Here is an 18148-nt window from a genome sequence, read left to right on the forward strand (position 1 = left end):
AAATAGTAAAAATTCAAAGGCTTATGGAAATACGTTCTTCGCTAAAAAGAAAAAGCTTTTTAGCTCTCACTGTCTATATGGCAATTGTGATTGCCATTATCGGGTCAGTGAGTTATCTAGTGGTTGAGCCTCCGATTCGAGATCAATTGGAAAAAAATCTCGACTTAAGAACAGAATTGCTCGCGGCTGAGATTGAAGAGCCGCTCAATAGTTCTGTGGGGATTTTGCAGAGTGTGGTTGGTATCGGAAACACGGGGGATTCTCAACAGCATCAGGCCAACATGTTGCTTGAACTATTTTCAGTACTTGATGGAGTAGTGGTCAGCGGGGGGATATGGCCGATACCGTACTCTATTGACAAAACCAAAGCCTATAAAAGCTTATTTTTCAATCGCGCAAAAGATGGAAAAGTAGACCAAGTTTTCTCATGGGATAATGCCGAATCTGGGGGCTACGACAAGGAGTCTTGGTTCGCGCCTGTACTCGATAAACCACCAGGTACGGTTATTTGGTCACAAGTCTATATTGATCCCTTTACTCATGTGCAGATGATTACTGCCTCATCCCCGTATTTTGTCGACGATGAACCTGTAGGTGTTGCGACGATTGATATCTCTTTGGAAAGCCTCGTCGCTTTTGTCAGCAAGCAGGCGCAGGAATATGAGTTAGGTGTGGTACTTAAAGATTCATATGGTGATGTCATTACTGATTACAACTTCAAGGGTGTCAAAGGCATCTACATGAGTAGCACTGAGTTTGGTGATTTTCAGTGGCATATCGACGTTGTTAATGCCAATCGCTTCGTCGATGAAGAAGCCTTTTACGTTGTCACCAAAGTAGAAGCGGGCATTATTCCAATCATGCTGATATGTGTGATGATGGGTTATGTACTCATTAATCGCTTTCTTATTTCTCCCATCGTGCTCATTGCCGAAAAAGTCAATGATTCTCGAACTGGCGGAGAAATAAATGTGCGTTACAACAGTCACGATGAAATTCGCCAGCTTATTGATGCCTTCAATCAAAAAACCCAATTTCTCGAACAAGAAAAGCAAAAAGCTCAGGCATCGACCAAGGCGAAAAGTGCTTTTTTGGCAACGCTTTCACATGAAATTCGTACGCCAATGAATGGCGTGTTAGGTACAGCGCAAATTTTGATGAAGACAGATTTGAACCAAGAACAGCTAAAGCATATGAAAACCTTGTATGATTCAGGCGATCACATGATGACGCTATTGAATGAGATTCTGGACTTTTCAAAAATTGAGCAAGGCTTTTTGGAACTTGAAACACACCCATTCCCGCTGGAGTCGATATTAGGAAGTGTGAAGAGTGTCTACTATACCTTGTGTGTTGAAAAAGGCCTGCAATTTAAGGTGTATTCTGAAGTACCTCAAGGACGCTGGTATCTCTCAGATAAAGCACGCCTGCGTCAAGTGCTGTTTAACTTACTCAATAATGCGGTGAAATTTACCTCTCGTGGTTATGTTGAAGTGTATTTTCGGGAGATTTACCAGAGAGGACACAACTTCCTCGAAATCACAGTACGAGATACTGGCATTGGCATTGCCAAAGAAGCTCACGACAAAATCTTTAACCCATTTGAGCAAGCTGAGTCTTCGACGACTCGGCGTTTTGGTGGTACAGGGCTTGGTCTTGCGATTGTAAAACAGATCTGCAAGCTGATGGATGGAGAGATTTCTGTGACCAGTGAGCTCGGTATTGGTACGAGTTTTAGGGTCACGCTCTCGATGGAGCCATGTGAACCCCACCGGCTTGATATCAGAGAACATGCCAACCTCAACTATCAAGGCCTCAAAGCGCTAATTGTTGAAGATAACCGAACCAATGCCATTATCATGAATTCCTTTATGACGACTAAAGGGTTTGAGTGTGAAGTGGCGGAAAACGGTGAAATCTGTGTGCAGAAGATGGCGTACAATAATTATGATCTCATCCTTATGGACAACCACATGCCTATTATGGATGGTGTTGAAGCGACGATCGCTATTCGATCACTGACGAGCTCAAAAGCGAATATTGTCATACTCGGTTGTACCGCTGATGTATTTAAGGAAACGCGCGAGCGTATGGTGAATTCGGGGGTGGACTATGTTATTTCGAAGCCCATTGATGAAACTGAACTTGATGATGCCTTGTATCGTTTTTATGATCGCCTTTATCAATACAAACCAGGTTTGCGAGACAAAAAGGACGTATCGCCACAAGAAATGGAACCACTGCTACTGAAATTTTTCATGGCGCTAGAGGATGAGAATTTTGTTCATGCTCAAGAGTACTTTCAGCGGATAAAAAATGAAATTACTGGTTTGAAAGATGATTTACTGACGCAAACTCTCAATGCCGTCCAAGAAAAAATTTCGCGAGGAGAAACCCCTATGCAGTCGGATTTGGATGTACTCACTGTGTCACTGAATGACTATTGCAGTTAGTTGGTCAATCTTGCTATGAAGAGTATCGAGCGGGGAAAATCCGCTCGAATCAGACATTAAATAATCAAACAGACATGAAGCGAGATTTTTTTTCCCCAATTAGCTTGACCTACTCCAATAGAATCATTAAATTAGCGCCTCGTCGGTAATCGAAACCGACCTTAATTTGATTCGGTGAGTTGTCCGAGTGGCTGAAGGAGCACGCCTGGAAAGTGTGTATACGGCAACGTATCGAGAGTTCGAATCTCTCACTCACCGCCACTTTTATGTTAAAAGACGTCCAAGGGCGTCTTTTCTTGTATCTGTGAAACAGTGAGTAAATCGAGCAATGATACATCTCGTATTTAATGGCTCAAAAATTTAGGCTTGTTGCTTCATTGTCGCGGTTTTTTCTTATACAACACAATCGTATTTACGAGTTGCATTGACGGCCATACACCCTATAAGGCCACCAGCTAATATGTACAGCAAAGAGTTCTTCGATTGGTTACAGTGAGCCAAAAGTAAACCTGCAACAGCACCAAGGCCCGCTCCTTGCAATTGCTCACTGGAGGGCTTGCCGTGTAGCACTGTTGAGGCTAAATGCTCACAGTTATTGTCTAACACCCCATATTTTCTAGCGTTCTTGATTAATTGTTCTGCTTGGCTAAACAGTTCGTTTTTCATGTCTTCACTTAAATGGCTTAAGACGACTTTCACTGGTTTGCCATTTGAGTACTGTTCTAAGGCACAAATTTCTACATTGCCATTTGGAGAGTTGTGAAGTACTCGTCCTTTACCCAGGTAGATTCCGGCATGTTCTACCAGCAGCTTTGAACGATAAAGTAGATCACCAATACTAAGATTATTCTTCATAAATTTTCCTTACTGATTTAAAGTATGTGTATTCTAAATTCACATTGAAATGCGTAAAACGTATATCAATGCATTTAACTTATACATATGCACTTTGTTGAGTAAGTGTTATTTGGTTATTGGTGGTAAAAATGCAAGATAAAATGGTTTCTTACTCATCGATTCTGGGTGTGGTTGTCGCGAATAAGCGCAAAGAACTAGGCATAGAGCAGAGCGTATTAGCTGAAAAAATGGGGCTCTCACAAGCTAGCTACAGTCGTTTGGAATCAGGAAAGTCAATATTCTCTGTTGATCAGATGTTTGAATGTGCTAAAGCTCTTGGTATTGCTCCAGATAAACTTTTTAATTCGGTTGTGAATACAGTTAATAATCTCAAGGAAAGTGAACAGTTGTCTGTTCAAGCGCAACCTAGAGGTAATGCAATAAAATCTAAGTCTGAAGGGGGGAGCAATGTAGGTACTTTCATTGCGGGAGCAGCCTTGGGAGCATTACTAATTGGATTGGCTGGTAAATCCAAATAAACGTAACGGATATCATGGTTATCTCAGAGGGGTAACGAAGCGTGAGCTTCATCGAATGACGAAACGCAGTATTGAATTTTGAGGTCAAAAATTCAAATTAAATTTTTCAGCTTAAAGAATAAACTTTGATAGAATCCTACATCATCAAAAATGTCTCGCCACTATGGATAGGATGACATGATTGAGTGTCACTTTGTCCGCATGATGGGTGAGAGAAAACTGAAAATTTTTGATGTCATTCGTGAAACAGGTTTGAGCCCAAACACAGTGACACTTTTGTATTAAGAAAAAGCCCAGAAAGTGTCGAGAAGCCATCGGCAAGTGTTAATGAATGGTCAAGTAATGGTAAATCCTAATGCAGAGCCTAAGAACGCTTAATTAGTGTCAATAGAAAGGATGATAAATGCCCGTACCAGTGCAGCCTAAAATTTTTCATATTGTCCACGTAGATCGATTAGCTTCTATTCTCGGTTCGAACGGGCTTTTATGTGATGCCCAGATCATCGCACAGCAAGCAGCGGGGACTACGATTGGTATGAATACGATCAAGCAGCGCCGTTTGACAGAGCTGACACTGGATAGCCATCCTGATTTGTACGTAGGACAATGCGTGCCGTTTTACTTTTGCCCGCGTTCAATCATGTTGTATGTGATTCATCGAGCAGACAGTGATGAGCTGGCGTACAAAGGTGGACAGGGGCCGATTATTCATCTTCAAGCAGATCTCAATGCCACAGTGCAATGGGCGCAGCAGCAAGGACATCGTTGGGCATTTACGCTGTCAAACGCAGGTTCGTACTACTTTGAAGATAGAAACGATTTGGCTCAATTGTATGAGCTGGATTGGCCTGCAATTCATGAGAGACAGTGGCAAGGCTGTAAGGAAGGAAAGCAAGCTGAGTTCCTTATAGAGCAAAGTTTTCCTTGGCATTTAGTTGAAGCGATCACTGTCCAATCTCCACTTATTCATCAGCAGGTAGTCAACACGTTGCAAATGGCAGCTCACAGACCGCCTGTTACAATTAACTCTAACTGGTATTACTGAGGAGGCCGTAGATATGATCGAAATTACTCGTGGTGATATACTTCGCGCTGATGCAGAAGCTATTGTAAATACAGTCAACTGTGTCGGTGTGATGGGGCGTGGTATTGCATTGCAGTTTAAGAAAGCGTGGCCTGATAATTTCAAGGCTTATGCCGCTGCATGTAAAAACAAAGACGTTCAGCCAGGAAAAATGTTTATCTTTGAAACTGGGCAGTTGGCGAGTCCACGTTTTATTGTGAACTTCCCAACCAAGCGTCATTGGCGCGGTGCAAGCAGAATTGAAGATATCGAATCTGGCTTAGCAGCATTGGTGGAAGATATTCAACGTTTAGGCATCAAATCTATTGCTATTCCTCCATTAGGTGCAGGCTTAGGCGGGCTTGATTGGCTGGTGGTGCATGAAAAAATCGAAGCAGCGATGAAGCCGCTAACTGATGTCCAAGTATTGCTATATGAGCCATCAGGTGCCCCTCAAAATGACAGAATGGCAAAGCAGAAAGAAGAGCCAAAGATGACAGCAGGTAGAGCGGTATTGATAGAACTGATGCAGCGCTACCTGAAAGGTTTGCTCGATCCATCTGTATCATTACTTGAAGTGCATAAGCTTTTATATTTCATGCAAGAAGCAGGTGAACCATTGCGTTTGAAATATCAAAAAGCACATTATGGACCTTATGCGCAGAACTTACGCCATGTGCTTAATGCGATTGAAGGGCATTTTGTTTCTGGTTATTCAGATGGTGGTGATGCGCCAGATAAAGTACTTCAGCTAGTACCAGGTGCAATCAAAGAAGCACAAGCATATTTAGAACAGCACCCCGATACTCGTGAGAGATTTGAAAAGGTTTCTCGATTGGTAGAAGGTTTTGAGTCACCTCAAGGCCTAGAGCTCCTTGCAACAGTGCATTGGTTAAACAAGTATGAGCAAGCGATAAATACTGACCAGGTAATTGAAGGTGTTCATTCTTGGAATGTGAGAAAGCAGCAGTTCACGCCACGGCAAATTTCTATCGCAGAGAAGGTTCTTAGCAATCAGCATTGGTTGAGTGCTTAATGTGAAAAATGGGCTCTTAATGAGCCCATTTAGGTGCTGACTAGATTAAAGGGCTAATCCAATAGAAGAGAATGTTGTATCCTCTATTCTGGCTGTGCGAGATATATGTCGACCAGCGTCAAAGTGTTTAAGCTTCTGGAAACGTTCATCTTGTAGATAGGCATGAACAATTTCTAATGGTTCGTCTAATCTCAGTCCAGAAGCGTCGAATTTACTCGAACCTTCAGCGCGATAGTTTTCTCCATCATACACGTCTAAAATGGCAGTTCTGCCAGTCAATACCCGTACAAACGTTGATATATCGTATAGCCAAATGTTTGAATGAAGCTTAATCATATCCATACTACCGCAGTTATGAACGAGTATAGGTACAATATGAGGGATTTCACTCTCAATAATTCCATGCTGGATCAAACGATCTCGTATCTTCTGATCGGTTTTGCATAACGCTCCAAGGTTTTCTAACTGTGTAACACCTTTTCCAAGTTTTGCGTTAGCGCCGGCTAGTATGTCGAGCCATAGTGCTAAGTTTGCCTTGAAGTTCGATTCAATGTGCTTGAGTTGTACGGCGTAAACCTTTTTAGTTCGGTTGTCGCGAATGAAGAAGTCAATGTCTAAGCCAATTTCATTCTGGGTACGTAAGCCAATATGTTCTTGTTTAAGTCCAAAGTTCAATACATCAATGTGAGCATGTTCTTTCAGGCTACCAAAAAGCTCTGCTAATTGTTCTTTTTCAAGGTTTGCATGCCAATCATTTCCAAATTGAATTGCAGCGAAATGCTCAACTTGTTTTATAAGCCCACGAACAATCTCTGTATTCCCTAAAACTAGACCGTCATTCATGATGTCAAACAATCTATCTTCAGAAGGCAGAGCTTGTTGAAAGGCTTTTACAACGTCATAGGTGTTAAGTAACCCATGATGATTTGGCGAATGCCGTACCAATGTTTCGATCTTTCCACGAGTTATAGCGGTAAACGAATCTTGGGATAAGTGGTTCTGATATGCTCCAAGTAATAGCATTATCAAATCAGCTTTTTGGTGGAATACTTTTTCAAAAATTGTGGAGGATTTAAGTTTCCAGTGTTGCTCTACTAAGCTTAAAACTCGAGCATGTAGCATTTGTAACGAGAGATCATTGGCGTTGGGAGCATAACTAGATGCAGCTAGTTTTGCGATAGCGTAGTTTCCTGCTTGTAGGGAACTTTGTTCTAATGCATTCCCAAACCAGAGTGGAGTAAATTGATCTTCATGCTTAGGCTTAAAAATGAAATTTCCGCTTACATCTTCCGATAAATCAACGGCTCCGACAAGATACATAGCGAAATGGTCAACAAGCCATGCTGAATTGAGAAGCTCTGCAATAAATACGTTGTTATCTGATAAGTCACTTCTGACACCAATGCCATTTAATGACTCAGCCAAGTTCAAGTTCATCCTCGAAACTATATTGGTAACTCCTAGCTCGAAAAGCTCGGACGGAGCATCAGGGCACAGTTCGGATTTTATGTTAACGTATTGTTCTGATTGATTTTCTATTAGGTTTTTGATGAGGTTGTGTTCGCTCGTCGATGCTTGTGAAAAGTTCAAGTAACTAGAAAATTGTGTTTGTTGCTGTTTTAGTATGTTGATAACTTTCAAGGCACGTTCGTCATCTTCGACAATGGACTCAAGACGCTTGATGTTATTTGTATTTGCGAAGTACTTCAGAGGGTAGTTAAGCATTGATTTAGCCGCTTGGGTTGCTCTGTGGCGGCGAATGTGAATCAGAGGTGTATTCATGTGATTCTCCCTTTGTCTGTTCATATATACATATGTTTTTATGAACAGTGTTTCAAGGGTTAGGGGAAAGGTTAATTCAATTTAGTTTGGTGGTTACTCTTTATCGCATCTAATTATATTATTGCTACGTGCTTGGCTAAATGGGTATTTAATGTAACATTTGTCACAAATTTTTATGTATGACTGAGTGTATGTCTCCGAAAGTAGACTTAATGTAAGTCTTTATTAATCAATAAGATATTTCACTTGGTCGGCTTCTCACCGCCACATTCAAAACCCCAGCAGAAATGCTGGGGTTTGTTGTTTTAAGCCATCTTTCTCGTTATTTAGGTGTGAGGCTCTAAGCCTGCGAAAAGTACCTAATTGTATGCTCGCGCTAGGGTGCCAGTGCCGCTCACTTGATAGGCTTGAGAATCGCAGGTGATCAGTACGGACTCTCCTTTACTCAACACCACGCAGTGATGTGGCGCTTCTATGCGTATCTTCCCCTCAATACAGAACAGCACTTCAGCACTTCTTACATAGAGAGTTTGATGATCTGGTGTTGAAAACACAATATCAAAGCAAAAATCGTCCACAGGTACCGGATATGTCCATCTCGATGACTTGACTACTGGAGTCATAATCAAGTTAGAAGCTGGGGTGGATTTTGCCGATAAGTTTCTTAGAAGCTCTTCAGTATCAATATGCTTTGAGGTTAAACCTGCTCGCAATACATTGTCTGAGTTGGCCATGATTTCAAGGGCGGTACCGGACAAATAAGCATGAGGCGTTTCCGCATCAAGAAACATCGCTTCCCCAGGGGCTAACTCGACAATATTCAATATGAAGGGGGCAAATAGGCCGACGTCATCTTGATAGTGTGCCATTAGCATTTTTGTGGTGTGAAAGGCTTCTCTGGCTAGACGGCTTTTCGGCGTCTTTCCAATCGCTGATTTCAATGCCAAAAGGGCATCCGCTTTGTCATGACCAGACAGTCGTATGATTTGGGTGAAAAATGTGCTTAAGCCGTTTTCGTTGGGTTGACTCACCAGCACGTCTAGCGGCTCGCTCAATACATCAATATTCAGCTCGTGAAACAGTGCAATGATGTCATCAACAGGCCTAAAGCCATTGAGCGCGTGAAAGAAGGTAAGTGCATAAACAAGCTCAGGCTTATGGTTGGGATCTTTATAGTTTCGGTTGTCAGCATCAATGGGAATACCCTGATCGTTCTCACGTTGAAAACCATCTTCCGCTTTTTGTTTACTCGGATGAACTTGAATAGATAGGGGCGAGTCAGCGGCAATTACTTTTAGCAAATATGGCAGTTCACCGTAACGCATAGCGGTGTAGGTACCCAGCATATTCTTGGTATTTTTTGCCAATAGTTCGTCAAGCGCAATATCTTTATCCAAAGTACGAGAGCAGCCACGCGGATGAGCACCCATCCACATTTCGGCTTGCGGTGTATGGTGAGGATTGTCGACATTAAACATCTCATGCAAGGAAGTTAGGCTTCCCCAAGGATAGGTTTGAATGACATTATTGAGTTTATGCATCGACATACAAATTCTCTCTTTACTTGCGGTTCAGCGTTTTGAAACAAACGCTGACAACGGGTCACATTACTCTACGTCTAGGAGCCACTTTTGTGCTGGAGTGAGTCGACTAGCGGTATGCTCTGTTAGCCACTTTTGTTGGTCTTGCTGTGGCTCGTCATTGCGGTCAATGTATAAACCATGCAACACTCGGCGACGAGTTCCGGCATAGTTGATAGTCCCGCCATGCCAAGTGTGAGCGTTAAAAATCATCACACTTCCTGCTGGACACTCTAAGTAGATTTCATCTGGATGCTCTCCTTCGACATCATCCAAAATGTCTTCGGGTAATTCTTTGCGTAAATGCGTACCAGGGATGATACGAGGCGCGCCGTTTTCACGCGTCAAGTCGTCAACAGCCCAGATTGAGTTGACCAGGTGGACTTTTGGGTAGTCTGGGCGTGGTTTTTTCCAGTCAGCATGCAGCGGCTGGTGGCCACAGTCTGGATGAGCTTCACGAGCGTTCAGGCTGGAGATCTTGAACGCACCACCGAAAATATGCCTGCATGCAGAAAGCGCTAGCGGGTGTGCCCAGACTTTTTCCCATACCGTGCCCTTGTTGATAAGGTTGGCGATCCTTGTCACCCCCTCTTCTTGGTGGTGTTCGATGGCAAGGTTATCACCTTCACGTTCCGCTAACATATCGATGGTTCTACGCATTTCTTCAAGCCAATCGCTATCCACGACATTGTGAATAATAGTGAATCCCAAAGTATCGAGTTCATGAGTCATTTTTTCAGAGAGTTCTAGGTCGGCACCTAGAGCGCTTAAATGCTGTTGAGCAGTCTGTGTCATAGTGGGCACCTTGTTGTGGTTTTGTTTCTGTTGGTGATACTCAAATTAATCGAGTATGCGAAGTTTATAAGTAGGGTAATCGTTCGAAATGCTGGATTTTTGTTAGCTGGTTAAGAAAGTGTGATGTATGGCATATTCTATTTTATTGGGCTCTTTTATCTTGCTTAAGAACATATATAGCAATACATTGTGGTGTGTTATGTTGGCTATTTATTAAATGGAAAGGTTATCTGTATTATCGATTATGCTAGACAAAAAATATTTACTTGAAGCACTCAATCACTATGCAAAGCACTCGGAAAATATTAGCGATGTTTACTTTGCGGGAAACCTCCCTAAACCACCTCAGCTAGCCTATCAGGTGCATTTTCCGCGCGTGGAAATGGTACTGATCGGTGAGCTGGATATGGAGGTGGGCAATAGCCTTGGGATCGATACTCAATACACGTTAAAACAAGGCGGAGTGTTATATTTGCCCGCAGAGAGTTGGAATAAGCCTGTGTGGAATAAGCCCGTCGTTACCTTGACGGTAATGGCCGGCAAACAAAGCTTTGGTATGAGTTTACTCAGTTGGGATGGACAACAGTTTGACTCTGCTATTAAAGAAAGTGTTTTGCGTCGTGGTCCGCGAATCGGAGCTTTTATTCTTAATGCCATTGAAGAGCTGATTAAGCAGCCAGAAAGCCAAGACACCAAACGTTTATTGGTAAGTGCTTTGCTTAGCCACATCCTTGATCTGCTTGAAAGACCGGTTGAGACTCTATCCAAAAGCCACGCTTTGTTTGAAGCAGTGAGAGAACACTTGGAACAACACTATCATGAGCCGCTTACACGTGAATCTGTGGCGCAGCATTTTTATGTCTCTCCTAATTATTTATCTCAGCTTTTTCAAAAAGAAGGCCAGCTTAAATTTAATGAATATTTAAACCATGTTCGCCTTGAGAGAGCCAAATATCTGCTTATTGAATACGATATGAAAGTGAAAGAGGTAGCTCATCGCTGTGGATTTAAGGACAGTAATTACTTTTGTCGAGTGTTTAAAAATCAAACTGCGCGTTCTCCATCTGAGTATCGTGCGCAGTATGTAAGTTCGAATATTAGGCCTATGGATTAGAGGATAAGCTCTGCATTAGGGGGCGCATTGCGTATTTTTTCAATCGCGTGCAACACTTGATCGCTGTTGCGCAAAAAATGGGCAATGGAGCAGCGAACTATCCGCGTATGGTTAAACCGTTCAACGCCCTCAATATTGATGTCGGCAATGATAACCGCAACATCTGCGGCATCGATGACACTCTCGTCGAGATAATTCTCACTCCCTAGCGCGCCCTGTGTTTCCACAGATATGTTATAGCCAGCTTTTTTACACGTTTTTTCAAGCACTTCGGCAGCCATGTAAGTGTGTGCTACGCCACTAATACACGCAGTAACGCCTACTATTTTCATTCTGGCGATCCTTTGTTTCCGTCATTGAGTAACGCCCAAACCTTACGGCAATATTGGGCTTATTGCTGGTTGCTTATTGGTCATTGTATCATTATTTAATGTTAAAAATTTATCATCGATCACACTAAAGTGCATCTAGCACATTGGTATTGTCTCCGTATATTTTTTCCCAATCGGCTCTAAATCCAGCCACACCAGAATCGGTCAATGGATGACTAAGTAGAAGATCGAACACATCTGGTGAAACAGTGACAGAGTGTGCGCCAGCAAGAGCGAGCTGGTGTATTTGCTGAACATTCTTGAACGAGGCTCCGAGTACTTTTGCACTGAGATGGTAGTGTTTGATTAATAATCCAATCTCCGCCGCTAGGTTGATGCCATCACTGCAAATATTGTCGAGCCGATTGACATAAGGTGCCAAAAATTCTGCACCGGCAACGGCAGCCATGAGCGCTTGCTGTGGAGTAAGAATAGCGGTAGCCGTGATACGAATGCCTTTTGCGGCAATCAGTTTTATTGCTTTAATACCTTGCTGGGTTACAGGTACCTTGATGATGATCTCTGGATCAAGTGCTCTCATTGCGATCGCTTCTAGCAACATTGTTTGCGCATCGCTACCCATAACTTGCGCATGCAGCATGCGCTCTCTGCCGATACACTCTCTGATACCCAGCAAAATCTCTTTAAGCGGTCGATTTTCTTGTGCGATGATGGAGGGATTCGTCGTTACACCCGCTAAAGGGTATAGATCAACGGCTCTGCAAATTGCCTCAATATTGGCGGTATCTAACATGTAGATCATATCGAATCTCCTAATAAAAAAGGATGCTTTCCCTTAAATTGCTTACGTAAAATGAAAGTCTTTCAAACACTGACTGATCGCCGTTTTACTTTCGGTAAAGTTCACACCAAGCTCACCAAGTTTGCTTGTATCTAAGCGAACATCACGTATTGTTGGGGCATCACATCGCTCCAAGACTTCAGCCAAACGGTGTTGTTGACCAAGCTCAGTTAAGATGTGCTCAGCTATCTGATATCGGCTCAGCGAGTTGTGCGCGCCAGTGTGGTAAGTTCCATATGGAATGGTGAAAATTGTTGGAAATTGTTCAATCAGTTCGTGGACATAGGTGAGGCCGCGAAATTCATTACTGCGCTCTTTCATTACCGAACCCTTGATCAATGCTTGAAGGGCATTCCAAATTACATTGGGGTTGATGCTTGTATTACGTTCTGGTAATCCAAATAACCAAGTGAAACGAAGAATCCACATATCATCTAGGATGGAACGCAGTGTATTTTCAGCCTCGAGCTTGTTTTGCCCATAAATCGTATCTGGAATGGGATGATCCGTTTCTTTGTAAGGGCCGGCTTCGGGATTACCGTTAAACACTTGTTCGCTTGAAATAAAAACAAGTTTGGCTTGGTGGGTTTTACACGCTTTAGCAACGTTGATAGCGCCTTGAACATTGACTTGGTAAGCAACGTCAGGGTGTTGGTTACAGAAATCGGTAATGGCGATTGCTGCGGCATGAATGACATAGTCCGGTTCAAAGTCATCAAAGGTTTTGATGACTTTGTTATTGTCGGTGATATCAAGCTGTTTTGAGTCTAAACCAAGGATCTCAAACTCACCTTGATAGCGGTTGATAAAACGAGTGCCGAAGAAGCCTTTTGCTCCCGTAACCAGTATTTTCGCTGTCACAATTATCCTCCTATGATGACATGGTAGCCATGGGCTGCGATGTGCTGACGTATGCTCTCCACCACAAGGTTGCTGGGAGCAGGCACGTCTTGTAGTTGATACTCGATGCCCAAGGTTTGGTATTTGGCTGAGCCATATTGGTGAAAAGGCAATAAGTGAATGTCGGTCAATTTAAATGGGCGTAGATAGTCGAGTATCTTGTCGATATTGATCAGATCTATTGTGTAGCCAGGGATAAGAGGGAGGCGAGGGACAAGATTGATCTTATGTTCAGCAAGCTGTTTAAAGTTGTCCAATGCGTGCTCTAAATGAATACCTATAATGGTTTTGGCTTTGTCTGGGTCCATAATTTTGAAGTCAAACAAAACTTGGTCGCATAGCTTGGCTATCTTGATCAGATGTTTCGCATTACCATGGCCCGAGGTTTCGATGGCGGTTTGATAACCTAATGTCTTGAGCTTTTCGAGCAACGCAATGGCAAATTTTGCTTGAGAAAGCACTTCGCCACCGGACAAGGTGATACCACCATGTGAAGTGGTAAAGAAAATGTCATCTTTGGTGACCTCTGCGATCACGTCGTCGACGGTCATATCCGTGCCGACTTGTTGCCATGCGCCACTTGGGCATTCATCCACATCCATTGCACAAGTTTTGCAGTGAATACACTTGGCTTTATTACGTTGGAAGGTTGTTCTGTGCGATCGCGACTCTGGGTTTGCGCACCAAGGACAGCGCAACGGGCAGCCCTTAAAGAAAACCACAGTGCGAATTCCAGACCCATCATGCAGAGAGTAGCGCTGGATGTTAAAGATTCGCCCAGTAACCGGGTGGGGCTCAATTTTGCTGATCGTGTTACAGTTCATGAGTGGTGCGGCGAATGATGTCATCTTGAATCTCTTTTGACAGCTCGACGAAAAAAGCGCTATAGCCAGCCACACGTACTACGAGACCCGCGTAATTCTGTGGATTGCTTTGAGCCGCTTTAATGGTCTCTGCACTGAGTACATTAAATTGAATGTGTTGGAGTTTGAGCTTCATAAAAGCACGGATGAAATCAGACAGTTTATTCAGTCCTTGCTGACCTGCTAAAGTGGCGGGTGAAAACTTCACATTGAGCAAGCTGCCATTTGACAGCAAATAATTATCCAGTTTGCTGACAGATTTAAGAACCGCCGTTGGGCCGATTTGATCTTTACCAAGCATGGGGGATAAGCCGCCATCGGCGAGCTGCTCCCCAGATAAGCGGCCATCGGCGGTTGCGCCAACTACTTCACCCAGTGGAACATGGGCTGAGACTGTGTAACAGCCAGGTGTGAATTTTCCGCCGCGAGGATTATGATATTTCTCCACTTCGAGGCAGAACATACGCAGTAGCTCTGAACCTAAATTGTCAACCTCATCGATATCATTGCCATATTTGTCATATTTGTTCATAAGACGAGTTCGAATTTGCTTGCCGTCTGGCCCAGCGAAGTTCGCAGTGAGAATATCGACAAACTCTTTGAAGCTTGAACGCTTTTCTTCAAACACATAGCGCTTTAGAGCGTGCAAAGAATCGGAGAGATTGGCAATACCTATCCCTTGCACTCCTGAGAAATTATACCGTGCCCCGCCATATGTAATGTCTTGACCTGCTTTGACGCAGTCACTAATAAATGAAGAAAGCAGAGGAACGGGTGCCCAGTCACGGTGGCCAATATCACAGATATTGGAGCCTTCGACCATGAGTTTTACGTAGTGCTTAATCGCAACGCGAATCTCTTTTAACAAAAACTCAAAGCTTATATCAGGGCTATCTACATTGCGCTGTAATACCAGTTCCATCACCTTAAGTAAGTTGAACATGGCAATATCATGCAGGCCGTATGTTTTCCCGGGAATAGAAAGCTCAACACATCCCACGACGGAATAGTCTCGTGAGTCTTCAAGGGATACTCCGCGATTTAAAAAGGCAGGAACCACCACTTCATCATTAAATATTTGCGGAATGCCAGTACCTAAACGAATGGTTTGCGCCGTTTTTAATAGGAAGTGACGGTCGATGAATTCATTCACACGCACACCCAAGTTAGGTTGAGGCAGTTGAACGCTCTGATAAGCCTCTAAACACAAATTTGATAACGCATTTACCGCACTTTTACCTGTGTGGGTTAGACCGCCAAGCAAAATGGTGTAACCGGTTGGAAATCCGGCAAAAAATTTGGCGCTACTGGATGAGCGAAGCAATACGATGTCGTTGGTTTTTATCCATAAGCTTTCCAGCAGTTCTTGTATAAATGCGTGGGATTCTCCGCTCTCAATGGACCGTTGGTAGAAAGGCAACATGTATTGATCAAATCGCCCAAGAGACAGTGAGCTTGCGTTTGACTCGTATTGTAAAAGGATATTCATGTACCAAAATAGCTGACATGCTTCGTAGAAGGAGTCTGGCTTTTGAGTGGCGATTTTATTTGAGATTAAGGCGATGGTTTCCAGCTCTTGGCGACGCACCGAATCTTGGCACTCATTCGCCATTGTGGTTGCCAGCGTCCCGTAGCGGTATATATGGCGAATCGACGCTTGCAACACAATCACCACCGCAGCATAAAATACGTTGTCGTGATGAGTCATTGCAAGGCGTTGCATTTCATCGAGTAGATAACCAAGACCATGTTTGAGCAGACGCTCAAAGTCTATGATGATATGTCCTTGGCCTTTGTCTGTTTGGTTAACACTAAAAATCTTTTGCCCGATGGCATCTTTTACATCGGCTGGGATTTGCGCATTGATAAAATCTTTCATCGAATGCCCTGACCAGTAGTTTAATAACCTATCTCGATAGACTTGCTTGTCTTGTTCTGAGATGAAAAATTTGTCTTGAGGACGAGATATAAAGGTGTCGAGCTCTTTTGCAATCCAATAAGGGTCCATTTCAGGAGAAGCGATGCCAGCGCGTGCTTTGACGGTGCGATTACCCGCAATTAACTCGTTATCACGAATGGAGATTTCGACGTTATCAAGAATATGGGCGGTGGCTTTGGCGCGGCGGATCAGTGTGTGCTGACCTTGAGTGGCTTGATAACTTTCGGTGTAAAGCAAAGCGCGTTCAAGAGATATTTCACGTTGTGATTCAAACAGTGCGGATTTGAGTTGCTCTATTCTTGGGGTGCTCATCTGTGTGGCTCCTTGCAATACAATGCCAAAATGGTTTGACGCTTTTGGCTGGTTAACCGTGACAATAACGTTATCGAGTGCGATCGCTCAGCCTATTTGCCCTTGGTCTCTCATTAGGTCTTTCCCTCACCCCTCGCAAAGGGAGGGGGAAGGGTAGTCGATGATTTAATGCCTTGTTAAGCGGTTGCTTTTGCTAAATGAGCGTCAATCTTATCCATGACGGCTCCGGCGCGTTTTACTGCGTCACTGACACCAATACGAACAACGGTTTTACCCTCGAAACGCTCACTGTTTTTAATGTCAATATCCTTAGTTAGGATAACAATATCTGCGGATTTAATCGCACTCTCAGTCAGCTCGTTTTCAATACCAATAGAGCCTTGAGTCTCGACTGTACAATCCCAGCCCTTTGCTTTGGCTGCGGATTCGATGGCTTCTGCCGCCATATAAGTGTGTGCAACGCCTGAAGGACATGCGGTTACTGCTACGATACTCGTCATAATCTTGTTCCTTTTGTTTCTATTCGTGTTGCGATAGGGTGAATGGCACTGAGGCCTTTGTTATTGGATTTGGTTAACCGATTTCGATGTCGATATCGATATCATCAGAATCTTCTTTGGCCTCTTCTGCCACTGGGCGACGAGCTTTGAGGAAGTTCACCAGCAAAGCGGTAACGAGTGAACCGACCGCCAGCGCGACGATAAAACTAATGCGACCATCGACAACGGGTAAAACGATTAGACCACCCCAAGCCGCGTAGCTCTGGACACCGAGCAGTGCCGCGGTTACGGCTCCAGCCGCGGTGCCAATCATAATGGACGGAATGACGCGCAGTGGGTCGCCGGCTGCGAAAGGGATCGCGCCTTCACTGATGCCCATAGTGCCCATCAAAATAGACGCTCGGCCCGCTTCTTGTTCGCTCGAGTCATAGAGCTTTTTATTTAGGAAAGTAGCCAGTCCCATACCGATGGGTGGTACTGCGACGGCAACGGATGAAATACCTGCGACATTGTAGATGCCTTCACCGACACATAAGATCACGAATGCGTAAGCGACTTTGTTTACAGGGCCACCCATATCAAAGGCCAGCATACCGCCCATAATAATCGCCAAAACAACGATGCTTTGATCTTGCATGCTTTTTAGAAAGTCAGTCAGTGCGGCAGTCGCGCTGCCTATCGGCTCGCCGATACCCCAAACAATGGCACTGGCGGTAATGAAAGTACCAATAATGGGAATGACGAAAATGGGCATAATAGAGCGCGCAAAGGTCGGGACTTTTATCTTCTTCAGGTAGAAGACGACGATACCACCGAGAAGACCGGCAAATATCGCACCAAAGAAGCCGGTGTTGTACATGTTAGCGCCAATAAAAGCCGCGATGGCTGAAGGCGCAAGCGCAGAACGGTCAGCGATGGAGTAGCCTATATAGGCCGCTAAGATTGGTACCATAAGTTGAAAACCGGCCACCCCAATAGAAAAGAGATCATGTAGCCAGGTTCCCTCTTTTGGTACTGCGCCTTCACCATACAGCATGACGGAAGCTGCGAGTAAAATACCGCCGGCAACAACGAATGGGATCATATGAGATACGCCAGTCATCAGATGTCGTCTGGTGTCTTTTAAGATAGTGATTAAATCGTTCATAGACCTATCCTTGTGGCCAAGTTATTTTTATTGAATCTGTTTCACGTTAGTTTAGCTACTTAAGCTTTGAACCCAATATTGTGAGTATTTATGCTGCCTAGTTAGAGGATTTTTA

The 18148-nt window shown here is 43.8% G+C and carries 17 protein-coding genes and 1 tRNA gene; 7 read left to right on the forward strand and 11 right to left on the reverse strand.

Annotated elements, in window-relative coordinates; genetic code table 11:
• Positions 1–23 precede the first annotated feature (23 nt).
• Both QQK21_RS07765 and QQK21_RS07770 read left to right on the forward strand, forming a co-directional pair.
• The gene (locus tag QQK21_RS07765) at positions 24–2453 is read left to right on the forward strand and encodes a hybrid sensor histidine kinase/response regulator (protein ID WP_284191626.1); all 2430 of its coding nucleotides are present in this window, start codon (positions 24–26) and stop codon (positions 2451–2453) included.
• Positions 2454–2626: 173 nt separating this feature from the next.
• A tRNA-Ser gene (locus QQK21_RS07770) sits at positions 2627–2714 on the forward strand.
• Positions 2715–2846: 132 nt separating this feature from the next.
• Here the strand turns inward: QQK21_RS07770 and QQK21_RS07775 are convergent.
• Positions 2847–3308 carry a lecithin retinol acyltransferase family protein gene (locus QQK21_RS07775; protein WP_284191627.1) on the reverse strand — a complete coding sequence of 154 codons (462 nt, stop codon included), beginning with the start codon at positions 3306–3308 and terminating at the stop codon, positions 2847–2849.
• Between the two features lie 131 nt (positions 3309–3439).
• On the opposite strand from QQK21_RS07775, the gene QQK21_RS07780 reads away from it, so the two are divergent.
• From QQK21_RS07780 to darG, 4 genes are all read left to right on the forward strand, one after another.
• Positions 3440–3829 (forward strand): helix-turn-helix domain-containing protein, encoded by a 390-nt coding sequence (locus QQK21_RS07780; RefSeq protein ID WP_284191628.1) that lies wholly within the window; start codon positions 3440–3442, stop codon positions 3827–3829.
• A gap of 204 nt (positions 3830–4033) precedes the next feature.
• Positions 4034–4114: a helix-turn-helix domain-containing protein gene (locus QQK21_RS07785; protein ID WP_431313104.1), complete on the forward strand. Its 81-nt coding sequence runs from the start codon at positions 4034–4036 to the stop codon at positions 4112–4114.
• 118 nt (positions 4115–4232) lie between these two features.
• A complete protein-coding gene (gene darT / locus QQK21_RS07790) occupies positions 4233–4874 on the forward strand; it encodes a type II toxin-antitoxin system toxin DNA ADP-ribosyl transferase DarT (protein ID WP_284191629.1) in 642 nt (213 codons plus the stop codon).
• A 13-nt stretch (positions 4875–4887) separates the two neighbouring features.
• Positions 4888–5928, forward strand: coding sequence for a type II toxin-antitoxin system antitoxin DNA ADP-ribosyl glycohydrolase DarG (darG, locus tag QQK21_RS07795; RefSeq protein WP_284191630.1), 1041 nt, complete (start codon positions 4888–4890; stop codon positions 5926–5928).
• A 45-nt stretch (positions 5929–5973) separates the two neighbouring features.
• Here the strand turns inward: darG and QQK21_RS07800 are convergent, their stop codons facing one another.
• The 3 genes from QQK21_RS07800 to QQK21_RS07810 all read right to left on the reverse strand — a co-directional run bounded on the left by QQK21_RS07800 (position 5974) and on the right by QQK21_RS07810 (position 10085).
• Positions 5974–7710, reverse strand: a complete 1737-nt coding sequence (locus tag QQK21_RS07800; protein WP_284191631.1) for a hypothetical protein — start codon at positions 7708–7710, stop codon at positions 5974–5976.
• Positions 7711–8069: 359 nt separating this feature from the next.
• Positions 8070–9257 carry a mannose-6-phosphate isomerase, class I gene (gene manA, locus QQK21_RS07805; RefSeq protein WP_284191632.1) on the reverse strand — a complete coding sequence of 396 codons (1188 nt, stop codon included), beginning with the start codon at positions 9255–9257 and terminating at the stop codon, positions 8070–8072.
• Between the two features lie 60 nt (positions 9258–9317).
• A complete protein-coding gene (locus tag QQK21_RS07810; protein WP_284191633.1) occupies positions 9318–10085 on the reverse strand; it encodes a phytanoyl-CoA dioxygenase family protein in 768 nt (255 codons plus the stop codon).
• Between the two features lie 217 nt (positions 10086–10302).
• Between QQK21_RS07810 and QQK21_RS07815 the strand changes: the two genes are divergently transcribed.
• A complete protein-coding gene (locus QQK21_RS07815) occupies positions 10303–11199 on the forward strand; it encodes a helix-turn-helix domain-containing protein (protein ID WP_284191634.1) in 897 nt (298 codons plus the stop codon).
• Here QQK21_RS07815 and QQK21_RS07820 read toward each other — a convergent pair.
• The 7 genes from QQK21_RS07820 to QQK21_RS07850 all read right to left on the reverse strand — a co-directional run bounded on the left by QQK21_RS07820 (position 11196) and on the right by QQK21_RS07850 (position 18033).
• Positions 11196–11531, reverse strand: coding sequence for a PTS fructose transporter subunit IIB (locus tag QQK21_RS07820; protein ID WP_152430131.1), 336 nt, complete (start codon positions 11529–11531; stop codon positions 11196–11198). The genes QQK21_RS07815 and QQK21_RS07820 overlap by 4 nt on opposite strands.
• Positions 11532–11655: 124 nt before the next feature.
• The gene (locus QQK21_RS07825) at positions 11656–12333 is read right to left on the reverse strand and encodes a transaldolase family protein (RefSeq protein ID WP_284191635.1); all 678 of its coding nucleotides are present in this window, start codon (positions 12331–12333) and stop codon (positions 11656–11658) included.
• Positions 12334–12375: 42 nt separating this feature from the next.
• Complete coding sequence (locus QQK21_RS07830; protein WP_284191636.1) at positions 12376–13233, reverse strand: SDR family oxidoreductase; 858 nt, start codon at positions 13231–13233, stop codon at positions 12376–12378.
• A 2-nt stretch (positions 13234–13235) separates the two neighbouring features.
• The gene (locus QQK21_RS07835; protein WP_284191637.1) at positions 13236–14120 is read right to left on the reverse strand and encodes a [formate-C-acetyltransferase]-activating enzyme; all 885 of its coding nucleotides are present in this window, start codon (positions 14118–14120) and stop codon (positions 13236–13238) included.
• On the reverse strand, positions 14086–16386 hold the full coding sequence (locus QQK21_RS07840) for a formate C-acetyltransferase (RefSeq protein ID WP_284191638.1): 2301 nt from the start codon (positions 16384–16386) through the stop codon (positions 14086–14088). The genes QQK21_RS07835 and QQK21_RS07840 overlap by 35 nt, the downstream gene beginning before the upstream one ends.
• 176 nt (positions 16387–16562) lie before the next feature.
• Positions 16563–16886: a PTS fructose-like transporter subunit IIB gene (locus QQK21_RS07845; protein ID WP_284191639.1), complete on the reverse strand. Its 324-nt coding sequence runs from the start codon at positions 16884–16886 to the stop codon at positions 16563–16565.
• 73 nt (positions 16887–16959) lie between these two features.
• Positions 16960–18033 (reverse strand): PTS fructose transporter subunit EIIC, encoded by a 1074-nt coding sequence (locus tag QQK21_RS07850; RefSeq protein ID WP_284191640.1) that lies wholly within the window; start codon positions 18031–18033, stop codon positions 16960–16962.
• Positions 18034–18148: the final 115 nt, after the last annotated feature.

This window comes from Vibrio zhanjiangensis (assembly GCF_030161235.1).
In the GTDB taxonomy this organism is placed as follows: Bacteria; Pseudomonadota; Gammaproteobacteria; order Enterobacterales; family Vibrionaceae; genus Vibrio; species Vibrio zhanjiangensis.

Coding starts and splice junctions, on each gene's coding strand:
- QQK21_RS07765 (WP_284191626.1), top strand. CDS start 24: ATGGAAATACGTTCTTCGCTAAAAAGAAAAAGCTTTTTAGCTCTCACT.
- QQK21_RS07775 (WP_284191627.1), bottom strand. CDS start 3,308: ATGAAGAATAATCTTAGTATTGGTGATCTACTTTATCGTTCAAAGCTG.
- QQK21_RS07780 (WP_284191628.1), top strand. CDS start 3,440: ATGCAAGATAAAATGGTTTCTTACTCATCGATTCTGGGTGTGGTTGTC.
- QQK21_RS07785 (WP_431313104.1), top strand. CDS start 4,034: ATGGGTGAGAGAAAACTGAAAATTTTTGATGTCATTCGTGAAACAGGT.
- darT (WP_284191629.1), top strand. CDS start 4,233: ATGCCCGTACCAGTGCAGCCTAAAATTTTTCATATTGTCCACGTAGAT.
- darG (WP_284191630.1), top strand. CDS start 4,888: ATGATCGAAATTACTCGTGGTGATATACTTCGCGCTGATGCAGAAGCT.
- QQK21_RS07800 (WP_284191631.1), bottom strand. CDS start 7,710: ATGAATACACCTCTGATTCACATTCGCCGCCACAGAGCAACCCAAGCG.
- manA (WP_284191632.1), bottom strand. CDS start 9,257: ATGTCGATGCATAAACTCAATAATGTCATTCAAACCTATCCTTGGGGA.
- QQK21_RS07810 (WP_284191633.1), bottom strand. CDS start 10,085: ATGACACAGACTGCTCAACAGCATTTAAGCGCTCTAGGTGCCGACCTA.
- QQK21_RS07815 (WP_284191634.1), top strand. CDS start 10,303: ATGGAAAGGTTATCTGTATTATCGATTATGCTAGACAAAAAATATTTA.
- QQK21_RS07820 (WP_152430131.1), bottom strand. CDS start 11,531: ATGAAAATAGTAGGCGTTACTGCGTGTATTAGTGGCGTAGCACACACT.
- QQK21_RS07825 (WP_284191635.1), bottom strand. CDS start 12,333: ATGATCTACATGTTAGATACCGCCAATATTGAGGCAATTTGCAGAGCC.
- QQK21_RS07835 (WP_284191637.1), bottom strand. CDS start 14,120: ATGACATCATTCGCCGCACCACTCATGAACTGTAACACGATCAGCAAA.
- QQK21_RS07840 (WP_284191638.1), bottom strand. CDS start 16,386: ATGAGCACCCCAAGAATAGAGCAACTCAAATCCGCACTGTTTGAATCA.
- QQK21_RS07845 (WP_284191639.1), bottom strand. CDS start 16,886: ATGACGAGTATCGTAGCAGTAACCGCATGTCCTTCAGGCGTTGCACAC.
- QQK21_RS07850 (WP_284191640.1), bottom strand. CDS start 18,033: ATGAACGATTTAATCACTATCTTAAAAGACACCAGACGACATCTGATG.